This is a genomic window from Curtobacterium sp. VKM Ac-2922 (assembly GCF_022815645.1).
In the GTDB taxonomy this organism is placed as follows: Bacteria; Actinomycetota; Actinomycetes; order Actinomycetales; family Microbacteriaceae; genus Curtobacterium.
This window is the reverse complement of record NZ_JALGRO010000001.1, coordinates 371,935-393,020: the sequence shown is the minus strand read 5'-3', so window position 1 is coordinate 393,020 and position 21,086 is coordinate 371,935. Positions and strand designations below refer to the sequence as shown.

Genomic DNA, 21,086 nt, shown 5'->3' with positions numbered 1-21,086 from the left:
ACCGTGCCTCCCGTCCGACGGTGGGCCGGACCACGACACCGGCGCGGCGACGCCGAACGGTACGGTCAGCCCTTCCAGACGGACGCAGCGCCGGCGTGGCCGATGACGACCACCTCGATGAGCGACCCGACCGCGACGGCGATCAGGAGCACCGGGCCGATGATCCCGACAGCGCGGAGCGCACCGCTGCTCGTCACGCGCGCGACCCCGAAGCGGTACCACCCCCACCACAGGACCAGGAGCACGAACACGGCGATCGACCACGGGAGCAGGCCGTCAGCGAGCTCGGTGTGGCGCTCGAGCAGCGCCGTCTCCTTCTCGCGGTGCTCCAACCACTCCCCCGACGACGTCGCCAGCGGCACGGACACCAGCGCGACCAGCGCGATGATCGGCGCACCCACGGAGAGCCACCGCCGGGCAGCGGGCCACGCCGCGACGGCGATCGCGGCGAGGGCTGCCACCGGGACCGCGACCGAGGTCAGGTGGACGAAGAGGGGGTGGAGCGGGATCCCGCCGAACTGCCAGTTCATGTCGACCTTCCACATCGTGCGCCGACCACTGCCGCCGCTGTTCGTCAACACAACAGGACCGCACGGCCCAGGTCACCGCCCTCGTCCGCGAGCCGCACTCCCCGATCACTCGAACTCCCACACGAACACGCGCCCCGCGACCTGGTTCGCTGGCGTGATGACCACCACGGAACCCCACTCCGGCGAAGCCCACACCGGAGACCTGGCGTCGCGGCTGAACTGGCTCCGAGCGGGGGTGCTCGGCGCGAACGACGGCATCGTGTCGACCGCATCGATCGTCGTCGGTGTCGCCGGAGCGTCCACCTCGGTCCCCGCGATCGCGACGGCGGGCATCGCGGCGCTGGTGGGCGGAGCGATCTCGATGGCACTCGGCGAGTACGTGTCGGTGAGCAGCCAGAAGGACAGCCAGCAGTCGCTCATCGACAAGGAACGCCGCGAGCTCGCCGACGACCCGGACGCGGAACTCGAGGAGCTCACCCAGCTCTGGCAGGCCCGCGGTCTGCAGCGCGCGACTGCCGAGGCCGTCGCGGGCGAGCTGACGCAGCAGGACGCACTCGCTGCCCACCTGAGCACCGAACTCGGCATCGACGAAGACCAGGTGGTCAGCCCCTGGCACGCCGCGTTCGCCTCTGCCGCAGCGTTCTCCATCGGTGCCGTCCTGCCGCTGCTCGCGATCCTGCTGCCGCCCGAGTCGATCCGCGTCCCCGTGACCTTCGTCGTCGTGCTCATCGCGCTCGCGCTCACCGGCGCGACCGGTGCCAGGATCGGTGGCGGTTCGATCCGCCGTGCCACCGTCCGCGTCGTCATCGGTGGTGCACTCGCCCTGGCCGCGACCTTCGTCATCGGGTCCCTGCTCGGCACCAGCGGCGTCGTCTGAGGCACGAGCGGCATCACCTGGTCTGCCCGCCCGGTCACCCGACGAGCGCTCGTCGGCTCCGGTCGCCTACGAGGTGATGAACCCTGTCGCCCAGGCGATGACCACACCACCGCCGACGATGACGGCAACCATCCCCCCGATGACGGCGGTACGTCGCTGCTCCTTGTTCATCCCCATGCCCGAAGCCTACGAGTGCCGGATGCTCGGATGCCAGCGGACGAGGTGCCCGGCAGCCGATCCGTGACTGGGACAAGATCGACTCACGTCAGCAGAGTCGGCAGAACGACGGTGAGCGGTCCGACGCATGAGGCCACAGCACGAGGAGGACTCCGGCGGCGACGACGACCCCGATTGCAGACCAGTCCACGTCCACGCCCACGTGATCGACCTCGCCGTCGACCCCCTGGGGCGCGTAACGTCCCGGTTGTGACGCAGCGCGGTGACCCAGGGTGGTCTTTCCTCATCTGGTCCCGATCGGCCATCGCGGCTGCCGCTGCCGTCGGCGGCATCGTGGTCCTCGTGTCGAACCCATCTGCGGCAGGGGTAGGAGTGGCGCTTCTCGTCCTGGGCGTCGGCATGCTGGCGCTGCTGTACGTCGTCCATCGCCGGGGCAGGTACTGACCTGCGGAACGTGTCCAGCGTCCGAACAGGTAGCCGCTGGAGAAACGTCACCGCTCACTCGGGCAGGAGAACGCTGCCCTCAACCGTGTCGACAGCGGTTGCTGCAACGAGACAGCGTCCGGAGGAGCCTGTGAGCAGCCGGTCGCTCAGCGGTTGCCCCTGAACAGTCGGGGAAACAGCGCCACGACGACAGCGACGGCTCCCACGCCGATCAGTGGGCCGCTGAACCATGTGCCGCCCACGTCCGACACCGCTGCCACCACGATCCCAGCGACGATCAGCAGAGTCCCTGTCACGCCGAAACCGAGCCGGAGCTGCAAGCGGGTCATGGGCCGAGGGTAGCCACGAAGTCGGTTCGAAGGTCACCCGGTCCCGTCGCGAGAGCCGATCGCTGCACGGCACGTAGCGTGGCCGCATGCGCAGACGCTACGACCCGTCCGTCGACCGATGGGCCCCGCTCACCGTCGCGGACGTGCGCGACCTCATCGACGACAGCCCCGCCTGGCTCTCCGGCGGGTACGGACTCGACACGCTGCTCGGGTACGCATCCCGCGACCACGGCGACATCGACGTCAGCATCACTGAAGACGACTTCCCCGGCTTCGCCGCGACGCTCCCCAGTTGGATGCAGCTCCATGCCGCGCAGTCCGGACAGCTTGCGCCGATCGACGACGCTGACGAGACGGAGCCCCTGGACAACGTCTGGTGTCTCGACACACGGTCGGGGTCCTGGTGCCTGCAGATCAATCGAGAGGCTGGCGACAGCGACGGATGGCGCTACCGTCGGGTGCCGTCGATCCGGCGCGCCTGGCCCCTGGCCGTCCGTGAAGTCGAAGGGATGCGCGTGGTCGGCCCCGAGGTCCAACTCCTCTGGAAAGCTGCTGACCCAGCGGCGAAGGACGAGGCTGACAGGGCGGCAGTGACACCGCTGCTGGACGACGAAGCCCGGCGGTGGCTCCACGACTCGATCCTTCGAGCCCATCCCAGATCGCCGTGGAGCGACGAGTTCGCCTGACGATTCGACAGTCGATCGGTCGTCGAGACGCAAATCAGTCGACGCGGGCGCCAGGCGCTGTCTGGGTCCGTCGCGCCTCACCGAGCTCCTCCGATGACCTCGGCCGATCGTCTGCCCGAACACCGCCGACCACGGTCGGACCGGTTCCTGAGACCGCCGGCATCTCGGGCTCTCCACTCGCGGAGGGACGGCGGCCATGACGTCCGGAATCCGCCAGCCGCCGCGTCCGTGCACCGCGAGACTCAGCTGGGCACGCGACCCACGCGGCCCCGACAGAGAGCAGCCCGTGCACCACACCCGCATCGATCCCGCGATCCTCTACTTCGGCACGCCGGTCGTGCTCCTGAGCACCATCGACGAGGACGGCGTGACGAACACAGCCCCGATGTCGTCGGTGTTCTGGCTCGGACACACCGCCGTACTCGGGATGGGCGGCCGGTCCCAGACCGCCAAGAACCTGCTGGCCACCGGAGAGTGCGTCATCAACCTGCCCTCTGCCCCGCTCGTCTCCGCCGTGGACGCCCTCGCACTCACCACCGGACGCGATCCAGTCCCTGCCGGAAAGGAAGGGGTCGGCTACCGCCACGTGTCGGACAAGCTCGCGGCAAGCGGCCTGCACGGGCAACCTGGGGACACCGTCCGCGCTGAGCGGATCGAGGAGTGCCCTGTGAACCTCGAAGCAGTCGTCGCCAGCGCGCGCACGCTCGCGGGCCAGGAGCCGGGCGACGACGCGATGTTCCTGTTCGAAGCCGAGGTCTCCCGCGTCCACGTGCACGAGGACATCCGGGCTGCGGGGACGGCGAACCGTATCGACCCGGACCGATGGCGCCCGCTCATCATGTCGTTCCAGCGCTTCTACGGCCTGGCCGGGGAGCTGCGACCGTCGAGACTCGCCACGATCGACGAGGGTTGGTATCGGTGAGACCGTGCACGGCGGACGGGCGGCGCGGCGCCCGCGGGCCCCGCCCCCCCCCCCCGGCGGGGGGGCGGGCCCCCCCCCCCCCCCCGCCTCCTGTCGGTCGCGTCAGTTCGACCGTGAGGTCTTCGTGAACAGGTCGTCGAAGACCGTCTGGTCCTCGGTCGGCTGCTCGCCGAACTTCCACTTGCGGCGCAAGCGCCGGAACGTCGTGATGCGGACCGGTTCGATGCCCGGTTCGGTGTCGTAGTTGCTCATGGCGGCTCTCCGTCCTGTTGTCGCCCCAGATGTCCCCACCGGGTTCGACGGTACGGCGGCGGGCGGCGGCGCGGGCAGATTTAGGTAGAAGAATTACCCGGTTGCGCTCCGTGGACAATAGTGAGAAGCGGTCGCCGCGGCACAATAATCTGCCTCAGAGGCCGGGGGCTCCGCCGTCGAGTGCCTCGATCACGCGGTCGATGATCCGGACGAACCGGGCCTTGTCGCGATCCGAGAAGGAGGACATCAGCTCGTGCAGGTGCTCGTTCGTGCTGTCCATCGCAGCGTGGTACTTCGCGCGGCTGGCATCCGTCAGCTCGATGAGTCGGCTGCGTCCGTCGTCGGGGTTCGGCTTGCGGTGCAGGTGGCCGGCGCGTTCCAGGCGGTCGACGGCGTTCGTCACGGCCGGGCCGGTGATGCCGAGGTGCGAGGACAGGTCCTTCACGCGGACGGAGCGGCCGCCGGACTCGGCGCGCGAGACGAACTGCACGACGCTCAGCTCGATGCCGGCGATGCCCATGTGGTCACGCAGACGGGTCCGGAGCGACGCCATCGCGGCATCCAGACGGGTGATCGCTGCGTCGAGGTCGAGTTCGGCGTCACTGACGGGCACACGATCACCTCCTCCGGGTCGAGCGACCGGACGCCACGATACGCCGGGCTCGTCCGACCAGCGTATCCAGATAGCGAGGACCCACGCGCACATCGGATGTCGGTGCGGCGGGGAGCGGCATGAGCGAGCGTGACGTCGATGCGGCGGGCGTGCCGGACCTGATCCGGTTCGAGGTCGCCGGACGCGATCCCGAGGCAGCGGCACGCGAGCTGGCCGCCGTCGGCGCAGGCCAGCAGTGGGTCGCCCGGCGGACCGCCGAGGCGTTCTCGTACCGCTACACCGCGGTCGGTGACAGCGAGGTGACGGTCCGGCGGTCCCGCACCACCGGGTTCCTGCGCGGCGTGATCCGGCCCGTCGAGCACTACGTCGTGCAGTGGATCACGAGCGGGTCGGCCGCGGTCGAGGTCGACGGGGAACGGGTCGACCTGCGCCCGGACGAACCGACGCTGTACCCGACCGAGCAGGAGTTCGTCTTCGTGGCCGCCGACCACGACCAGCGGCTGGTGCACCTGCACCGGGACCTGGTGCGCCGGGTGGCCGGGGAACGCTACGAGATCGGTGCCGGCCCACTGCGGTTCGAGCAGCCCCGCAGCAGCGACGAGCTGGCCCTCGGCCGATGGAACGACGCCCTCGGGGCGCTCTCCCGCGCGCTCCGCGACGGCGTCGAGTCGTCGAGCTGGGCGGACGCGAAGCGCGGCGCGGTCGACGCCTTCCTGCTGCTCTTCCCCCCGCACGTCGACGCCCTGCCCGCGGCGCTGTCGCTGCCGAAGAACGCGCGGGTCAGGGCCATGGTCGAGCACGTGCACGCCCACGTCCGCGAGCCCGTGTCGGTCGCCGAGCTGTCCGCGGTGTCCGGGCTGAGCGTCCGGAGCGTGCAGGAGAGCTTCGCGCGGGTGCTCGGTGTCTCGCCGCTGACCTACGTGCGCGAGGTCCGGCTCGACCGCGTGCGCCAGGAGCTGCTCGAGCTCGACCCGCGGGACGTCACCGTGGGGGACGTCGCCCGACGCTGGGGGTTCGCGCACCTGGGGCGGTTCTCGGCCGTGTACCTCGACCGGTTCGGCGAGTACCCGAAGCAGACGCTGCGCCGCTGACGCGTGCGGCGCCGGCGCATCGCGCGCCACTGGCGCGTGCCGCGTGCCGGCCCGGGGCTCAGGCTGGCCCGAGGCTCAGGCCGGAGCGGGGCCGGTGCTCCGTCGGACGCGCAGCTCGGTGGTCATCCGCACGTGGTCCGGACCGGGCTCGCCACGGAGCATCGCGAGCAGCATGTCGACCGCTGCGGCGCCGAGTTCGGCGAGCGGCTGGGCCACGGTGGTCAGGGGCGGCGTGGTGGTCGACGCCTGCGGGACGTCGTCGAAGCCGATGACGGACAGGTCCTCGGGGACCCGCAGACCCAGCAGCGCCGCGGCGTGCAGCACGCCGAACGCCGACGAGTCGTTCGCGGCGAACACCGCGGTCGGCCGGTCCGGGATCGTCAGCAGCTGGCGCGCGACCGCGGTGGCCTGGTCCTCCTGGTAGTCGCCGGCCCGCACCAGGTCCTCGTCCACGGGGATGCCGGCGGCGGCCAGGGCCTGCCGGTACCCGGCCTCGCGCAGCTGGGCGCTCGCCAGGTCGGCGCGGCCGTGGATGTGGGCGATCCGGCGGTGTCCCAGCGCGACCAGGTGCTCGACGGCGTCCCGGGCACCGCCGGCGTTGTCGGTGTCGACCGTGGCGTGTCCTTCGGGGCCGGTGTGCGGGTCGATCGCGACGACGGGGATCGACGAACTCGACAGCGCGGTGGTCGGTGTGACGACGATGGCGCCGTCGATGAGCGTGCCGGACAGGCGGGAGAGCGACCGGCGCTCCCACCCGGGTTGGCTGGCACCCGTGACGAGTCCGGCGTACGCCAGCAGCTCGTAGCCGGTGCCGGTCGCTGCCGTCGAGACGCCGCGCAGCAGCTCGGTCGAGAAGGGCTCGAACTCGGGGACCAGGATCCCGATCACGTTCGTCCGGGTGCTCCGCAGGCTGCGTGCGACGAGCGACGTCTCGTAGCCCAGGCGTTCCACGACCTCCTGCACCCGCAGCATGGTGGCCGAGGCGACCCCGTCGCGGTTGTTGATCACCTTGGACACGGTCGGGATCGAGACCCCGGCCGCCCGCGCGACGTCGCCGATCGTGACCCGTCCGGGCCCCGGCTGCGCGCCCGCGGCGGTCTCCATGTGCTCACCGTACCGCCGGATCAGCCAGATCACGATGTCACGACGCCGTTTAGATATCGTTATCGATATCGATTGACAAGCGGCCCGAGCACCTGGCACGCTCTCCGCAGCGGCACTCGATGTCGCGCTTGTCAACGACGACGACACCGAGGAGTTCCACGATGACGAGGAAGATCCGGGCCGCTGCAGCCATCGCGCTGATCGGGGCCACCGCACTCACCGCAGCGGGCTGTTCCGCCGGCGGCAACGCTGCGGACAGCAACGGGAAGGTCACGATGACCTTCTGGCACAACTCGACCACCGGGCCCGGCAAGGCCTTCTGGGCATCGACGGTCAAGGCGTTCGAGAAGGACAACCCGAACGTCACGATCAAGATCCAGGCCATCCAGAACGAGGACCTGGACGGCAAGCTGCAGACCGCGCTCAACTCCGGCTCCGCTCCCGACGTGTTCCTGCAGCGCGGCGGCGGCAAGATGGCCGCGATGGCCCAGGCCGGACAGCTCATGGACATCACCAGCTCGATCGGCACGAACGCCAAGTCCGAGGTCAGCGCCGGTGCCTTCAAGGGCTACGAGCTCGACGGCAAGACCTACGCGATGCCGGTCGACGTCAACCCCGAAGGCATCTGGTACAGCCAGGACCTGTTCAAGCAGGCCGGCATCCAGGGCACGCCCACCACGATGGACGAGCTGAACGCCGACATCGACAAGCTCAAGGCCGCGAACATCCAGCCGGTCGCCGTCGGCGCCAAGGACGCCTGGCCCGCGGCGCACTGGTACTACAACTTCGCACTGCGTGCCTGCAGCGAGAAGGTGCTCAACGGTGCCGCGAAGGACCTGAAGTTCACCGACAGCTGCTGGAAGACCGCGGGCGAGAACACCAAGGACTTCTTCGCCACGAAGCCCTTCAACGACGGCTACCTGACCACCGCTGCCCAGCAGGGTGCCGGCAGCTCGGCGGGCCTGGTCGCGAACCACAAGGCCGCGATGGAGCTCATGGGGGCGTGGGACCCGGGCGTGATCTCGTCGCTGACCCCGGACGGCAAGCCGCTGTCCGACCTCGGCTTCTTCCCCTTCCCGGAGGTCTCCGGCGGCAAGGGCGCCCCTGGTTCGATGATGGGCGCGGTCGACGGGTACTCGTGCTCGGCGAAGGCCCCGAAGAAGGAGTGCACGGCGTTCCTCAACTACATGACCGAGAAGCCCGTGCAAGAGGCGTACTACAAGGCGTTCAACGCGATCCCGGCCAACCAGTCCGCGCAGTCCGTCGTGACCGAGCCCTACCTGAAGACCGTGCTCGAGTCCTACAACAAGGCGCCGTTCGTGTCGAACTACCTCGACACCCTGTACGGGCAGAACGTCGGCAACGCGCTGAACACCAGCGTCGTGAACCTGCTCGCCGGCAAGGGTGACGTGTCGGACATCGTCAAGACGGTCAACCAGGCCGCGGCGAAGGGCTGACCCGACCGATGGCCACCTCAGTCGCCCCCCGTCCGTCCCGCTCCGGTGAGCGGGACGGCGCGGGGAAGGACCTGACCGGGGCCGACGGCGCATCGCCGTCGGCCCCGGCCGGCCAGCCCCGCAGGAAGCCGGTCGCCGACGTGCGCAAGCGGGTCGAGATCGCCCTGCTCGCCGGACCCGCGACGATCATGTTCGTCGGGTTCGTCATCCTGCCCGTGGTGCTCGCCGCCTACTACGGCTTCTACAAGTGGCAGGGCTACGGCACCCCCACCGACTTCGTCGGGTTCGACAACTACAAGATCATCTTCACCGACCCCGACTTCCGGGGGGTGCTGGGACACAACGCCTTCATCGTCATCGGGTCGCTGCTGGTGCAGGGGCCGATCGCCATCATCCTGGCGCTGCTGCTCAACCAGCGGATCAAGGGCCGTGGCCTGATCCGCGTGCTCATCTTCGTGCCGTACGTCATCTCCGAGGTGATCGTCGGCACCGGGTGGAGCCTGATGCTGTCGACCAGCGGCGCGGTCAACGACCTGCTGCAGGCCGTCGGGCTCGGCGCGTTCCGCAGCGACTGGCTGTCGAACCCCGACATCGCGATCTGGACGCTGCTGGCGATCATCTCGTGGAAGTACATCGGCTTCGCGGTCATCCTGTTCCTGGCCGGGCTGCAGAGCATCCCCGAGGAACTGTTCGAGGCCGCGCAACTCGACGGTGCCGGCTACTGGCAGATCCAGCGGCGCATCACCCTGCCGCTGCTCGGCCCGACGATCCGCATCTGGGCGTTCCTGTCGATCATCGGCTCGCTGCAGCTGTTCGACCTCGTCTACATCATCTGGGGCCAGTACATCGCCTCGACCGCCGGGACCTCGACGATGGCGACCTACATGGTCGCCAACGGCCGCAACTCCGGCAACTACGGGTACGGCAACGCCGTCGCCGTGGTGATCTTCCTCATCTCGCTGGTGATCGCACTCGTCTACCAGCGGTTCGTCCTGCGTCGCGACACCGCCGGCGCCCTCACGGAGAAGGCCACACGATGACCGCCACCGCATCGATCGTCGCCCCACGGCGCGGCCGGAACCGGCCGACCGACGGACCGGTCCGTCGCGAGCGGAACCTGGGCACGTACTTCATCGCGCTGCTGTTCATCGCGGTCTGTGTCGGCCCCGTCGCCTACATCGTCCTGGGCGGGTTCCGCACGAACGCGCAGATCACCGCGAGCCCCGCGGGACTGCCGGCACCGTGGAACTTCCAGAACTACGCCGAGGTCCTGTCGAGCGGCGTGTTCTGGCAGGAGCTCGGCAACTCGCTGATCGCCGGCGTGACCACCACCGTCGGTGTCGTCGTGCTCGGGCTGATGGTGAGCTTCGTGCTCGCCCGCTACCGGTTCCGTGGCAGCGGTGCGCTGTACGCCCTGTTCGCCGCCGGCCTGATGTTCCCGATCACGGTCGCGATCACCCCGCTGTACCTGCTCGTCAAGGACCTCGGTCTGACGAACAGCCTGGCGGGCGTGATCCTGCCGCAGATCGCGTTCGGCCTGCCGACGACGGTCATCATCCTGGTGCCGTTCCTCAAGGCGATCCCCGACGAGCTCGAGGAAGCGGCGTCGATCGACGGCGCGAGCCGACTCGGGTTCTTCTTCCGGATGGTCGTGCCGCTGTCGCTCCCCGGCGTGGTCACGACGGGCATCCTGGCGTTCATCGGCAGCTGGAACAGCTACATCCTGCCGCTGTTCATCCTCAACGACGCGTCCGCCTACACGCTGCCGCTCGGGGTGCAGGCGTTCTCGTCGCAGTACTCGGTCGACACGGCCCGGGTGCTCGCGTTCACGTCGCTGTCGATGATCCCGGCGCTGGCGTTCTTCGCCGTGTTCCAGCGTCGCATCGTCGGTGGTCTGACCGGGGCGGTGAAGGGGTGAGCACGCTCGACCGCGACCTGGCCCGCCCCGCGTCCGCCACGTCGGTCGCCGTGACCGACGCCGGACCGCAGGCGCCTGGCGGGGCCGAGACGGGCCTCCCGTCCGACACGGACACCGCACCGGACCGCGCCGGGGCGCTGCTGGCGGACATGACGCTCGAGGAGAAGACCGCGCAGCTGGTCGGCTACTGGCTCGACCAGAACGGTGTCGTCGCGCCGATGCAAGGCGAGATGGCGGCGGCGCAGGACGGCGCGACCCTGGCCGACATCACCCGGCACGGCATCGGCCAGTTCACCCGCGTGTACGGCACGCGCCCCGTCGAACCCGACGAGCGCGCGGCCTGGCTGTGGGCCGAGCAGCGCCGACTCAAGCGCGAGACCCGGCTGGGGATCCCCGCGCTCGTGCACGAGGAGTGCCTGACCGGCCTGGCCGCGTGGAAGGCCGCCACGTTCCCCACGCCGCTCGCCTGGGGGGCCTCATTCGATCCCGAGCTGGTCGAACAGGTCGGGGCCGTCATCGGCCGGTCGATGCGCCAGCTCGGCGTCCACCAGGGTCTGGCGCCCGTGCTCGATGTGGTCCGCGACCCGCGTTGGGGGCGGGTCGACGAGTGCATCGGCGAGGATCCCTACCTGGTGGGCACCGTCGGCACCGCGTACGTCCGCGGCCTGCAGGGCTCCGGGGTCGACGCGACGCTGAAGCACTTCCTGGGGTACTCGGCGTCGCAGGCGGGGCGCAACCACGCACCCGTCCACGCCGGACCGCGCGAGATCGCCGACGTGTTCCTGCCGCCGTTCGAGATGGCCCTGGCCGACGGCGGCGCCCGGAGCGTCATGAACTCGTACGCCGAGATCGACGGCGTGCCCGTCGCGGCGAACGCCGACCTGCTGACCGGGGTGCTGCGCGACCGGCTCGGCTTCGACGGCACCGTCGTCGCCGACTACTTCTCGGTGGCGTTCCTCGAGGTCATGCACGGCATCGCGGCCGACCGGGGCCAGGCCGCCGCGATGGCGCTCGAGGCCGGCATCGACGTCGAGCTGCCGACCGGGGACGCCTACCTCGCGCCGCTGATCGAGCTCGTGCGTACCGGGGCCGTCGACGAGACGCTCGTCAACCGCGCCGTACTGCGGGTCCTGCAGCAGAAGGAACGCCTGGGCCTGCTCGACCCCGACGTGTTCGCGGACGACGCCCCGACCGGCATCGACCTGGACACCCCGGAGCACCAGGACCTGGCGCGCCGACTGGCGGCCGAGTCGCTCGTGCTGCTGTCGAACGACGGCACGCTGCCCCTGACGGGCGCCGGCCCCGCAGACGGACAAGGTCCGGGCGCCGGCCCAGCTGACGGACACCGTGCGGGCGCGGGAACGGTGCGCCCTGCTGGCTCGGTCGCGGTGATCGGCCCGAACGCCCACCGCGCCGAGGCCCTGCAGGGCTGCTACTCGTTCGCGAACCACGTGCTCGCGACCCACCCCGACCTGCCCCTCGGGTTCGCGATCCCGACCGTGCTCGACGCGCTGCGCGACGCGCTCGGCGACGCCGTCTCCTCGGCGCTCGGCTGCACCGTCGAGGGCGATGACCGGTCCGGGTTCGCCGAGGCCGTCCAGCTCGCCGAGTCCGCCGAGGTCGCCGTCGTCGTGGTGGGGGACCAGGCCGGGCTGTTCGGCCGCGGCACCGTCGGCGAGGGCAACGACACCGAGTCGCTCGAACTGCCGGGCGTGCAGCGCGAGCTGGTCGAGGCCGTCGTCGCCACCGGCACCCCGACCGTGGTGGTGCTGCTGACCGGCCGCCCCTACGTGCTCGGGTGGGCACTCGACGCGCCGACCCGTCCCGCTGCCGTCGTGCAGGCGTTCTTCCCCGGCGAGGGCGGAGGGCTGGCGATCGCCGACCTGCTCACCGGTGCGGCGTCGCCGTCCGGCCGCCTGCCCGTCTCGCTGCCCCGGTCAGCCGGTGCGCAGCCGTACACGTACCTGCACCCGCGGCTCGGTGGCCCGTCGGACGTCACCGCGACCGACTCCACCCCGGTGCGGCCGTTCGGTTTCGGCCTGAGCTACACCTCGTTCGCGTACGAGGACCTGACCGTCGACGACACCGTCGCCTCGGACGGCACGTTCAGCGCCGTCGTCACCGTCCGCAACACCGGTGCGCGGGACGGGGCGGACATCGTGCAGCTGTACGGGCACGACGTCGCGGCGAGCGTCACCCGTCCGGTCGCGCAGCTGCTCGGGTACGCCCGGGTCGCGGTGGCCGCGGGGGAGTCCGTCCGGGTGCGGTTCCGCGTGCCGGTGCAGCGCTTCGCGTTCACCGACCGGCGGATGCGCAGGGTCGTCGAGCCCGGAGACGTGCAGGTGTGGGTCGCGTCCCACGCGGCGGCGTCGCGGCCGCAAGGCCCGGTCGAGTCCGGCGGCATCGTCGCGGTCCCCGGTGGCGCGGCTGCCGAGCCCGTCCCCGGCTCCGCCACGGAGCGTGCGACCGTGCGGGTGACCGGCCCTGTGCACGAGGTCGGCGTCGCCGACCCCCGCCTGGTCACCTGGACGGTGGACTGAGCCACGCTGTGGACGGGAGGCCCGGTGCCAGCTGGCACCGGGCCTGGCGTCCGTTTGGCGGTCCGATCTGGTCAGCACGTCCGCGGTGCCGTATCCTGGGTGTGGTTAATCGATTAAGCAGTGTCGTTCGACGACACGGCGAACCCGACGATCGACCACGTCCCCCAGCAACGACGCTCGGAAGGAACAGCTCATGCACATCGGGTCCATCTCGAGGCCACGGCGGATCGTCGCCACGGCACTCGGGGCTCTCGCTCTCGTCACCGGGAGCCTCTTCGCCACGACGGTCGGGGTGGGCAGCGCCGCTGCCGCCACCACCGGCCCCTGCGACACCTACGGCAGCGCCGGCACCTCGTGTGTCGCCGCGTACAGCTCCACGCGGGCGCTGTACGCCACCTACAACGGACCGCTCTACCAGGTGCAGCGCGCCTCGGACGGTGCGACCACCAACGTCGGCCTGCTCGCCGCCGGCGGGTACGCCAACGCCCAGACGCAGGACACGTTCTGCGCGGGCACCACGTGCACGATCCCGAAGATCTACGACCAGTCGTCGAACCACAACGACCTGACGGTCGCGGGTGCCGGGGACGCGGGGCCGGCGAACCACGCCGCCGACGCCGGTGCGCTGCCGGTCACCGTCGCCGGACACAAGGCGTACGGCATCTCCATGCCGCAGCAGGTGGCCTACCGGATCTCGAGCACCGTCGCCAAGGGCACGGCCCGCGGCGCCAGCCCGGAGTCGATGTACGAGGTCGCCAGCGGCACGAACGTGAACCACGGCTGCTGTTCGGACTTCGGCAACGTCGAGACGCAGTCGAAGGACACCGGCAAGGGGCACATGGACGCCTTGAACCTGTCGATGCTCAACGGCACGGGCAGCGCCGGTCGCGGCCCGTGGGTGCAGGCGGACCTGGAGAACGGCGTCTACGAGGGCAAGACCGCCATCAACACCGCCAACACCGGCAACACCTCGAAGTTCGTCACCGCGCTGCTGAAGAACGACGGCGTCGCGAACTTCGCACTGAAGGGCGGCAACGCGCAGTCCGGCTCGCTGTCGAAGTGGTACGAGGGGGCGCTGCCGACCGACAAGGACGGCGACGGCCAGGGCTACACACCGATGAAGCTCGAGGGCTCGATCGTGCTCGGCGCCGGCGGGGACAACTCGAACCGCGGCACCCAGTCGTTCTTCGAGGGCGTCATGACCGCCGGGTACTCCACCGACGCTGCCGACAACGCCGTGCAGGCGAACGTCGTCGCACAGAACTACCAAGGCGTCTCGACCGGCGGTGGCCCGGGCGCCGCGATCACCGGCCCCGGCGGCAAGTGCGTCGACGTCGCCGGTGACGACACCGGCGGTAACACCGCGGTCGTGCAGCTGTACGACTGCAAGGCGCTGGCCGCCGACCAGCACTGGCTCGGCAACGTGTACGGTACGCACACCCTCAGCACGCTCGGTCGCTGCCTGGACGTCAACGGCAACGGCACCGCGAACGGCACGCACGTCGAGCTCTACGACTGCAACGGTGCCGGCGGGCAGCAGTGGATCGTGCAGCCGGACGGGTCGATCAAGAACCCGCAGTCCGGCCGCTGCCTGGACGACCCGTCGGGCAACACCGCGAACGGCACGGCGCTGCAGCTCTACGACTGCAACGGCAACCAGGCCCAGAAGTTCGTGGCCGCCGTCCCGATCAAGACGATCGGAGCGAAGTGCGTCGACGTCGCCGGCAACGACCTGCAGCAGAACGGCCAGCAGGTCCAGGTGTACGACTGCCAGACGCTGCTGACCGACGAGCAGACGACCGACCAGCAGTGGGCCTACAACGCCGCCGACCACACGATCCGGACGCTCGGCCGCTGCCTGGACATCGACGGCAACGCCACCGCGAACGGCTCGCACCTGGAGCTGTACACGTGCAACGGGATCGGCGGCCAGCAGTGGGTCCCGCAGGCGAACGGCTCCGTGCTGAACCCGCAGTCCGGCCGGTGCCTCGACGTGCCGTCGGGCAACACCGCCAACACGACGCCGCTGCAGCTCTACGACTGCAACGGGCAGGCGCCGCAGGTGTTCAGCTTCAACTGAGCCACGCTGCGGACAGGAGGCCCGGTGCCAGCTGGTGCCGGGCCTCCTGTCCGTCCGTGGGCGCGTCTCGCGCCGTCGGGTCCGGTCGTCGGCGCGTCTGCCGGTCGGTTCCGGCGGAAGCCGCTGCTGGTGCGGGGGAGTGCCGCTGGCATACTGAGACGATGACGATGGCTCAGCACGTCATCGGGCGTGCGCGGGAGATCGCGATCCTGCGGGGTGCCGTCCACGACGCGGCGGGCAGCGGTTCTGCGTTCGTGATCGACGGCGAAGCGGGCATCGGCAAGTCGTCGCTGGTCGCCGACGTGCTCGAGTACGCGGACAGCCGTGGCCTGCGGACACTCACGACCACCGGCACCCTGGCGGAGTCAGCGGAACCGTACGCCGCGCTCCACATGCTGTTGTACCCGTTGCGCGGTGGCATCGCGAACCTGCCGTCCCCGCAGCGACGCGCGCTGGACGTCGCGTTCGGGGTCGCCGTGGGGGTCCAGCCCTCGCCGCTCCTGGCCGGTCTCGCCGCGCTGACCCTGCTGTCGGACGCCGCGGTCGAACGGCCGGTCCTGGTCGTCGCCGAGGACCTGCACTGGATGGATGCACCGTCCGAGTGGGCGCTCCGCATGATGGCCCGTCGTGTCGGTGAGGACCCGGTCGTCATCGTCATGACCACGCGGAACACCGACGTGGTGGACACCCCGGGGATCCGGCGCCTACACCTCGATCCGCTCGACCAGTTCGCTGCCGACGACCTGCTCGACGGCGTCCCCGGTGCGCCCACGGGTCAGGCGCGACACGACCTCGTGCACCGCGCCGAGGGCAACCCGCTGGCGCTGCACGAGCTGGGGCGGTCGGCAGCAGCAGCGGCGGACCGGACACGGGAACGACCCGTGGTCGGACGGGTCGAGCAGGAGTTCGCGGACCGGTACGCGGAGCTGGACCAACCGACCCGGTTGGCGATCCTGGCCGTGGCGCTGTCCGGCGGCACCAGCGCCGAGGAGGCCGCCAGGGTCGCCGCCCGCGCCGTCGGCAAGTTCCCGACGCCGACCTGGACCGAGCAGGCCTCGGCGGCTTCGCTGTTGGAGTGGGTCCTCCCGCGTGCGATCCGGTTCCGGCACCCGCTGGTGCAGTCGGCGGTCCTGATGGTGGCGTCGCCGCCGGAGCGCACCGCGGTCCTCCGGTCGCTCGTCCTCGAGCACCGGGACGATCCGGCCCGGACCATCTGGTGGCGTGCGGAGCTCGCCAGCGGTCACGACGACGGCCTGGCCGACGAGATCGCCGCGCTCGGCGACGAACGGACCGCGATGTCCGACACCTTCGTCGCCAGCAGGGCGTACGAGCGGGCCGCCGAGCTGACGTCGGACGTGGCCCGACGCGTCGAGCGGCGCATCGTCGCTGCGGAACTCGCAGGTCTGTCGGGGAGGACCTCCGAAGCGGCACTGGTGGTGCAGCAGGCGCGCGACGAAGCGCCCGCCGGACTGCTCGCAGCCCGCGCTGCATGGGTCGCCGAGACCCTGCCCACCGGGCGGACCGGCCTGGCCGTGGGTGACCTCGGGCCAGCGCTCCATGCGGTCGCCGAGATGCAGGCGGCGGGCGGGGTCGAACACGCCACCGCTGCCCTGCTGCACCTGGCCGCGATCGCCTGGGACCACACCGCCGAGGCGGATCCGGGCGACCCGATGCTCGTCGTCGTCGAAGCCCTCGCGCTGCCCGAGGACGATCCACGGTCGATCCTGCTGGCGGCCCGGACCGAGCCGGTTGTCCGCGGCGACGAGATCCTGGACCGCGCGCTGGCCGCGGCTCCCGCAGCGCAGGACGAAGCGTCGGCGTGGCTCATCGGGTACGCGCTCAACCTGGTCGGCGAGATCGACACGGCACGCGTCCTGCTCGACCGGGCTCTGGCGAGCATGGCGGCGCGGGGTGAGCTTCGGACCTTCCCGCAGGCGCTCATGGGGACGTCCATGACCACGTACCTGGCCGGGGACGTCGCCCGGGCGCGCGTGCTTGCGGAACAGGCGGCATCGCTCGGACGCGACCTCGGCGACGCCGGGTTCTCCGCCGCGGCACGGTGCGCACTCGCGTGGTTCGATGCCCTCGAAGGGGTACTGCCGGACCCCGAGCGGATCGCCGGCGGGACCGAGGTGGGCGCGCAGGTGCTCCGCTCGAGCGCCATGCGCGCAACGCTCCTGGGCGCGACCGGATTGGCGCACCTGGTCTCCGGCCGCGCAGCGGACGCCCTCGAACCCCTGCGACGCCTCTTCGACCCCGACGACGATGCGTTCAACCCGACCTTCGCCGTGCTGACCTCCCACGACCACGTCGACGCAGCGTTGGAGTCCGGCAACCGAGCGGACGCCGAGCGGCGGTTGGCGGAACTGGAGCGCCTGCACGACCGGTGGCACGCCCCCTTGGTCCACACGGCCCTCCAGTACGCCCGGACCGCGCTCCTGCCGGACGACGATCTGGAGTCGGCGTGGGCGGACCTGCAGCACACTCGTTGGCCGGTCCCGTACCTGCAGGCCCGCGCGCTCCTCCGACTCGGACGCCGTCTGCGGCGTGCGGGGCGGAACGCCACCGCCCGAGCCGCCCTGCATGCAGCCCTCGACCTGTTCGAGGCGATGCCCGCACCGGCCTGGGAGGAGCGCACGCGGGACGCGATCCGTGCCACGGGTGAACGCTTGCCCCTGACGGGTCAACGCAGCATCGAGCTGCTCACCCCGCAGGAGCTCAGGGTCTGCACGCTCGCCGCGCAGGGCATGACCAACCGGGCGATCGGTGAGCACCTCTTCGTGTCACCCCGGACGGTGGGCGCGCACCTGTACGCGGCGTTCCAGAAGCTCGGGATCTCGACCCGGCAGCAGCTGCCGGCGGTCCTCGCGACGACGCCGGCCGATGCGCCGTCCTCCCGTGACTAAGTCACCCAACGACCGATCTCGGTCATCGCGACCGATGTGCACCGCCCGGGCCCGCCCCTAACGTCACGGACGGAAGCAGACGCTCCCACACCGACGCAGGTCCACGCCACCGGCTGCGGACCAGGAAGGGCCGCACCGTGACCGGATCGCCCACCATCGTCCTCATCCACGGAGCCTTCGCCGACGCCGCCAGCTGGGCGCCCGTCACCAGGCTCCTGCTCGACCAGGGACACGCAGTCCTGGTCCCGCCCGTGTTCAACCGCAGCCTGGCCGGCGACGCCGCCTACATCAGGTCGTTCGTCGAGCAGATCGACGGCCCGGTCCTGCTCGCCGGGCACTCCTACGGCGGTGCCATCATCACCGTCGCGGGGGTCGCGGACAACGTCGTGGGCCTGGTCTTCGTCGCCGCCTACGCACTCGAGGAAGGCGAGAGCCTCGGCGCTCTGCAGGGCGGGTTCCCCGACAGCGACCTCGCCGCGAACCTGGTCTACGCGCCGTACCCCGTCGAGGGTGCCGAGCCCGGTACCGACGTCTCCGTGGCCATCGACGCGTTCCCCGCCGTCTTCGCCGGTGGCCTCGATCTCGACACGGCAACGGTCCTCGCCGTCTCGCAACGTCCGCTGTCCGCCGTCGCGTTCGGCGAACCCGCGTCCGTCGCCGCGTGGAAGACCAAGCCGTCCTGGGGCATCGTCTCCAGCGCCGACCACACCATCAACCCCGACGTCGAGCGCTTCGGATACCAGCGCGCCGGTGTTCGCACGGTGCTCGAGATCGACGGACCGCACCTGGTCATGCAGACGCACCCCACCGAGGTCGCGGCGTTCATCACCGACGCCGTCGCCGAACTCGGCTGACCTCCCACCGCCCCCACACCCGACGAAGAACGACAACAGGAGAACGACATGGGTTACGTGACCACCGACGACGGTGCAGAGATCTACTTCAAGGACTGGGGCAACCCCGACGCGCAGCCGATCGTGTTCCACCACGGTTGGCCGCTGTCCTCGGACGACTGGGACGCGCAGATGCTGTACTTCCTGGCCGAGGGCTTCCGTGTGATCGCGAGTGACCGACGGGGCCACGGGCGTTCGTCGCAGATCGGCACCGGTCACGACATGGACCACTACGCCAGCGACGTGTCCGCCGTCGTCGAGCACCTCGACCTGCACGACGCGATCCACATCGGCCACTCCACCGGTGGCGGCCAGGTCGCTCGCTACGTCGCGCAGTACGGCCAGCCGCAGGGCCGGGTCGCGAAGGCGGTCCTGGTGGCAGCAGTTCCGCCGCTGATGGTGAAGACCGACGCGAACCCCGAGGGCACCGACATCGCGGTCTTCGACGGGTTCCGTCAGGCGCTCGTCGCCAACCGTGCCGAGTTCTTCCAGGCGGTTGCGTCCGGCCCGTTCTACGGCTTCAACCGCGACGGTGTGACGCCGTCCGAGCCGGTCGTCGCCAACTGGTGGCGTCAGGGGATGACGGGCAGCGCCCTCGCGCACCTCGAGGGCATCAAGGCCTTCTCCGAGACGGACCAGACCGAGGACCTGCAGGCCATCACCGTGCCGGTCCTGGTGCTGCAGGGCGACGACGACCAGGTCGTGCCCTACGAGGATGCGTCCCTGAAGCAGGACGAACTCCTCAGCGACTCGACGCTCAAGATCTACGAGGGTTACCCGCACGGCATGCTGACCACGCACGCCGACGTTCTCAACCCCGACATCCTGGCGTTCATCCGGGGCTGAGGTGACGACGGACTGGAGGAGCGGGGCGGGGTCCGCCCGTTCCTCCCGTCCGCAGGACCACAGGTCGAATGCCCGCTGTCGCACCGTTCCAGGGAGCGCGGCCGGCCGACTCCCTCGTCGCTCAGGGGGTGGCAACCTGACTGATGCGCGCACCCATGTGCAAGCGGAATGCCTCGGGGCCCGACACGCCGTGATCGAGGACTGCCCTGTAGACCTCGACACTCGGCATCCGCGAGCCGTCCGGCAGAGTCCAGTCCTGCGCTCGTTTGATCTCGAGGATCCTCGACTGGGTCGACGGGTCGATGCGCGGGGCGAGTGTTTCGAGGTGGAGCAGGTCGGGCTGTCGATCGGGCTCGTCGACGAACCAGACGTCGACACTCCACAGTTGTCCATCGGATCCTGCTGCCTGGATGCCCAGGTACAAGCCGTCCGGGTAACGAGGATCGATGTTCCACCGACCCGTGTCGTTGCGGATGAGGACCTCACGGACGCGGTCGTCCTCGCTCAACCGACCTGCCAGTCGTCCCACGGCCTGGACGACGCCGTCAGGCAGCGCTGCAACCACCACTGTGAGGTCGATGTCGCGCGCGACCATCACCCTGAGCGCTCCCGCGCCGACGAGGTGCACACTCCCGATCTCGGTGAGGCTGCGATCCAGGTCGAGGTGGCTCCGCAGTTCTCCAGCCATGTCGCGCAGCTCGGCTTCGTCTCCGTCCCACGCAGGTTCCATCGGTGACCGTCCCTTCGCCTGTCGTCAGGGCGATGCCACCGGTGTCTCGCCCTGGAAGATCCAGTATCGGTGCCGCGACCTCGCTCGATCGGGCGTCCCCATCTTCGGGCAGCCCGAAGACCGGCGACATCGCACGGTCACCTGCGCCTCCCCGGCCGTCAGCTCGACGCGGGCGTGCTTCAGGCCAGGATCGTCAGCAGCCGGTGTCCGAAGAGCGCCGCGTATCGTCCTTGCTTCCGGAGGATGTCCTGAAGGTGAGCGGCAGGCCGTGGGATCTGTTCGGACATGCGGTCGAAGCCGTGGAGGACCAGGACGAGCCCCGTCTCGGAAGGGTCCCACCCGTATGCGGCTTCCGCTACGTCGGACATGCAGTCGTCGAGCGCGTCCAGGTTCATCCCGAAGGAGCCGGGGAACGACAGCGCTGATGCGAAGGTCGAGAGCATCTGCCGGTCGTTCTGCCAGCGTCCGGCGTCCATGTCGATGACCCGGTAGCCCTCACGTCGAAGCCATGTCTCGGCATCGCGCACGGCGGCGTCTCGGAACCGGCGGACGAAGTCGTCGCGGGCGATCTCGAAGTCCAGCCGGTTGCCCAGGACGTCGTCGGTGGAGAACGCGGTCATGACGGAACCGTATGCCGAGGCGACGTCAGAGCAGCTCGCGCACGGCGAGTGTCCGAACGAGTGATCATTCG

At 70.4% G+C, this 21,086-nt stretch carries 19 protein-coding genes; 12 read left to right on the top strand and 7 right to left on the bottom strand.

The window, feature by feature from the left end; genetic code table 11:
- Positions 1-65 precede the first annotated feature (65 nt).
- Entirely contained in the window at positions 66-530 is a 465-nt protein-coding gene (locus MT346_RS01860; RefSeq protein ID WP_243561051.1) for a DUF2231 domain-containing protein, read from the bottom strand.
- 157 nt (positions 531-687) lie between these two features.
- Between MT346_RS01860 and MT346_RS01855 the strand changes: the two genes are divergently transcribed.
- A complete protein-coding gene (locus MT346_RS01855; RefSeq protein ID WP_243561050.1) occupies positions 688-1,407 on the top strand; it encodes a VIT family protein in 720 nt (239 codons plus the stop codon).
- A 767-nt stretch (positions 1,408-2,174) separates the two neighbouring features.
- On the opposite strand, the gene MT346_RS01850 is transcribed toward MT346_RS01855, so the two are convergent.
- A complete protein-coding gene (locus MT346_RS01850) occupies positions 2,175-2,357 on the bottom strand; it encodes a hypothetical protein (protein WP_243561049.1) in 183 nt (60 codons plus the stop codon).
- Positions 2,358-2,500: 143 nt separating this feature from the next.
- Between MT346_RS01850 and MT346_RS01845 the strand changes: the two genes are divergently transcribed.
- Together MT346_RS01845 and MT346_RS01840 are read left to right on the top strand one after the other, a co-directional pair.
- Positions 2,501-3,043, top strand: coding sequence for a nucleotidyltransferase domain-containing protein (locus MT346_RS01845; RefSeq protein WP_243561048.1), 543 nt, complete (start codon positions 2,501-2,503; stop codon positions 3,041-3,043).
- 286 nt (positions 3,044-3,329) lie between these two features.
- Positions 3,330-3,965: a flavin reductase family protein gene (locus MT346_RS01840; protein WP_243561047.1), complete on the top strand. Its 636-nt coding sequence runs from the start codon at positions 3,330-3,332 to the stop codon at positions 3,963-3,965.
- A 102-nt stretch (positions 3,966-4,067) separates the two neighbouring features.
- On the opposite strand, the gene MT346_RS01835 is transcribed toward MT346_RS01840, so the two are convergent.
- Together MT346_RS01835 and MT346_RS01830 are read right to left on the bottom strand one after the other, a co-directional pair.
- Complete coding sequence (locus MT346_RS01835; RefSeq protein ID WP_243561046.1) at positions 4,068-4,217, bottom strand: hypothetical protein; 150 nt, start codon at positions 4,215-4,217, stop codon at positions 4,068-4,070.
- A 154-nt stretch (positions 4,218-4,371) separates the two neighbouring features.
- Positions 4,372-4,830, bottom strand: a complete 459-nt coding sequence (locus tag MT346_RS01830; RefSeq protein ID WP_243561045.1) for a MarR family winged helix-turn-helix transcriptional regulator — start codon at positions 4,828-4,830, stop codon at positions 4,372-4,374.
- Positions 4,831-4,949: 119 nt separating this feature from the next.
- Between MT346_RS01830 and MT346_RS01825 the strand changes: the two genes are divergently transcribed.
- The gene (locus tag MT346_RS01825) at positions 4,950-5,921 is read left to right on the top strand and encodes an AraC family transcriptional regulator (protein ID WP_243561044.1); all 972 of its coding nucleotides are present in this window, start codon (positions 4,950-4,952) and stop codon (positions 5,919-5,921) included.
- Positions 5,922-5,996: 75 nt separating this feature from the next.
- On the opposite strand, the gene MT346_RS01820 is transcribed toward MT346_RS01825, so the two are convergent.
- On the bottom strand, positions 5,997-7,025 hold the full coding sequence (locus MT346_RS01820) for a LacI family DNA-binding transcriptional regulator (RefSeq protein ID WP_243561043.1): 1,029 nt from the start codon (positions 7,023-7,025) through the stop codon (positions 5,997-5,999).
- A 161-nt stretch (positions 7,026-7,186) separates the two neighbouring features.
- Between MT346_RS01820 and MT346_RS01815 the strand changes: the two genes are divergently transcribed.
- From MT346_RS01815 to MT346_RS01780, 8 genes are all read left to right on the top strand, one after another.
- Complete coding sequence (locus MT346_RS01815; RefSeq protein WP_243561042.1) at positions 7,187-8,482, top strand: ABC transporter substrate-binding protein; 1,296 nt, start codon at positions 7,187-7,189, stop codon at positions 8,480-8,482.
- Positions 8,483-8,490: 8 nt separating this feature from the next.
- A complete protein-coding gene (locus MT346_RS01810) occupies positions 8,491-9,522 on the top strand; it encodes a carbohydrate ABC transporter permease (protein WP_243561041.1) in 1,032 nt (343 codons plus the stop codon).
- Positions 9,519-10,400 (top strand): carbohydrate ABC transporter permease, encoded by an 882-nt coding sequence (locus tag MT346_RS01805; RefSeq protein ID WP_243561040.1) that lies wholly within the window; start codon positions 9,519-9,521, stop codon positions 10,398-10,400. The genes MT346_RS01810 and MT346_RS01805 overlap by 4 nt, the downstream gene beginning before the upstream one ends.
- A 149-nt stretch (positions 10,401-10,549) precedes the next feature.
- Positions 10,550-12,940, top strand: coding sequence for a beta-glucosidase (locus tag MT346_RS01800; protein WP_243561071.1), 2,391 nt, complete (start codon positions 10,550-10,552; stop codon positions 12,938-12,940).
- 193 nt (positions 12,941-13,133) lie between these two features.
- A complete protein-coding gene (locus MT346_RS01795) occupies positions 13,134-15,020 on the top strand; it encodes an arabinofuranosidase catalytic domain-containing protein (protein ID WP_243561039.1) in 1,887 nt (628 codons plus the stop codon).
- Between the two features lie 161 nt (positions 15,021-15,181).
- Positions 15,182-17,926, top strand: coding sequence for a LuxR family transcriptional regulator (locus MT346_RS01790; protein WP_243561038.1), 2,745 nt, complete (start codon positions 15,182-15,184; stop codon positions 17,924-17,926).
- Between the two features lie 137 nt (positions 17,927-18,063).
- Positions 18,064-18,780 carry an alpha/beta fold hydrolase gene (locus MT346_RS01785; protein ID WP_243561037.1) on the top strand — a complete coding sequence of 239 codons (717 nt, stop codon included), beginning with the start codon at positions 18,064-18,066 and terminating at the stop codon, positions 18,778-18,780.
- 48 nt (positions 18,781-18,828) lie between these two features.
- Positions 18,829-19,665, top strand: a complete 837-nt coding sequence (locus MT346_RS01780) for an alpha/beta fold hydrolase (protein ID WP_243561036.1) — start codon at positions 18,829-18,831, stop codon at positions 19,663-19,665.
- A 121-nt stretch (positions 19,666-19,786) separates the two neighbouring features.
- Here MT346_RS01780 and MT346_RS01775 read toward each other — a convergent pair whose 3' ends face one another.
- Both MT346_RS01775 and MT346_RS01770 read right to left on the bottom strand, forming a co-directional pair.
- A complete protein-coding gene (locus MT346_RS01775) occupies positions 19,787-20,260 on the bottom strand; it encodes a hypothetical protein (RefSeq protein ID WP_243561035.1) in 474 nt (157 codons plus the stop codon).
- A gap of 314 nt (positions 20,261-20,574) precedes the next feature.
- Positions 20,575-21,015, bottom strand: coding sequence for a barstar family protein (locus MT346_RS01770; RefSeq protein WP_243561034.1), 441 nt, complete (start codon positions 21,013-21,015; stop codon positions 20,575-20,577).
- Between the last annotated feature and the right edge of the window lie 71 nt (positions 21,016-21,086).

What these genes read in the sequence shown, in the direction of transcription:
- MT346_RS01780 (WP_243561036.1), top strand. Translation starts at nt 18,829, where the DNA reads ATGGGTTACGTGACCACCGACGACGGTGCAGAGATCTACTTCAAGGAC.
- MT346_RS01795 (WP_243561039.1), top strand. Translation starts at nt 13,134, where the DNA reads ATGCACATCGGGTCCATCTCGAGGCCACGGCGGATCGTCGCCACGGCA.
- MT346_RS01835 (WP_243561046.1), bottom strand. Translation starts at nt 4,217, where the DNA reads ATGAGCAACTACGACACCGAACCGGGCATCGAACCGGTCCGCATCACG.
- MT346_RS01850 (WP_243561049.1), bottom strand. Translation starts at nt 2,357, where the DNA reads ATGACCCGCTTGCAGCTCCGGCTCGGTTTCGGCGTGACAGGGACTCTG.
- MT346_RS01810 (WP_243561041.1), top strand. Translation starts at nt 8,491, where the DNA reads ATGGCCACCTCAGTCGCCCCCCGTCCGTCCCGCTCCGGTGAGCGGGAC.
- MT346_RS01820 (WP_243561043.1), bottom strand. Translation starts at nt 7,025, where the DNA reads ATGGAGACCGCCGCGGGCGCGCAGCCGGGGCCCGGACGGGTCACGATC.
- MT346_RS01860 (WP_243561051.1), bottom strand. Translation starts at nt 530, where the DNA reads ATGAACTGGCAGTTCGGCGGGATCCCGCTCCACCCCCTCTTCGTCCAC.
- MT346_RS01855 (WP_243561050.1), top strand. Translation starts at nt 688, where the DNA reads ATGACCACCACGGAACCCCACTCCGGCGAAGCCCACACCGGAGACCTG.
- MT346_RS01805 (WP_243561040.1), top strand. Translation starts at nt 9,519, where the DNA reads ATGACCGCCACCGCATCGATCGTCGCCCCACGGCGCGGCCGGAACCGG.
- MT346_RS01800 (WP_243561071.1), top strand. Translation starts at nt 10,550, where the DNA reads ATGACGCTCGAGGAGAAGACCGCGCAGCTGGTCGGCTACTGGCTCGAC.
- MT346_RS01815 (WP_243561042.1), top strand. Translation starts at nt 7,187, where the DNA reads ATGACGAGGAAGATCCGGGCCGCTGCAGCCATCGCGCTGATCGGGGCC.
- MT346_RS01775 (WP_243561035.1), bottom strand. Translation starts at nt 20,260, where the DNA reads ATGGTCGCGCGCGACATCGACCTCACAGTGGTGGTTGCAGCGCTGCCT.
- MT346_RS01790 (WP_243561038.1), top strand. Translation starts at nt 15,182, where the DNA reads ATGACGATGGCTCAGCACGTCATCGGGCGTGCGCGGGAGATCGCGATC.
- MT346_RS01825 (WP_243561044.1), top strand. Translation starts at nt 4,950, where the DNA reads ATGAGCGAGCGTGACGTCGATGCGGCGGGCGTGCCGGACCTGATCCGG.
- MT346_RS01770 (WP_243561034.1), bottom strand. Translation starts at nt 21,015, where the DNA reads ATGACCGCGTTCTCCACCGACGACGTCCTGGGCAACCGGCTGGACTTC.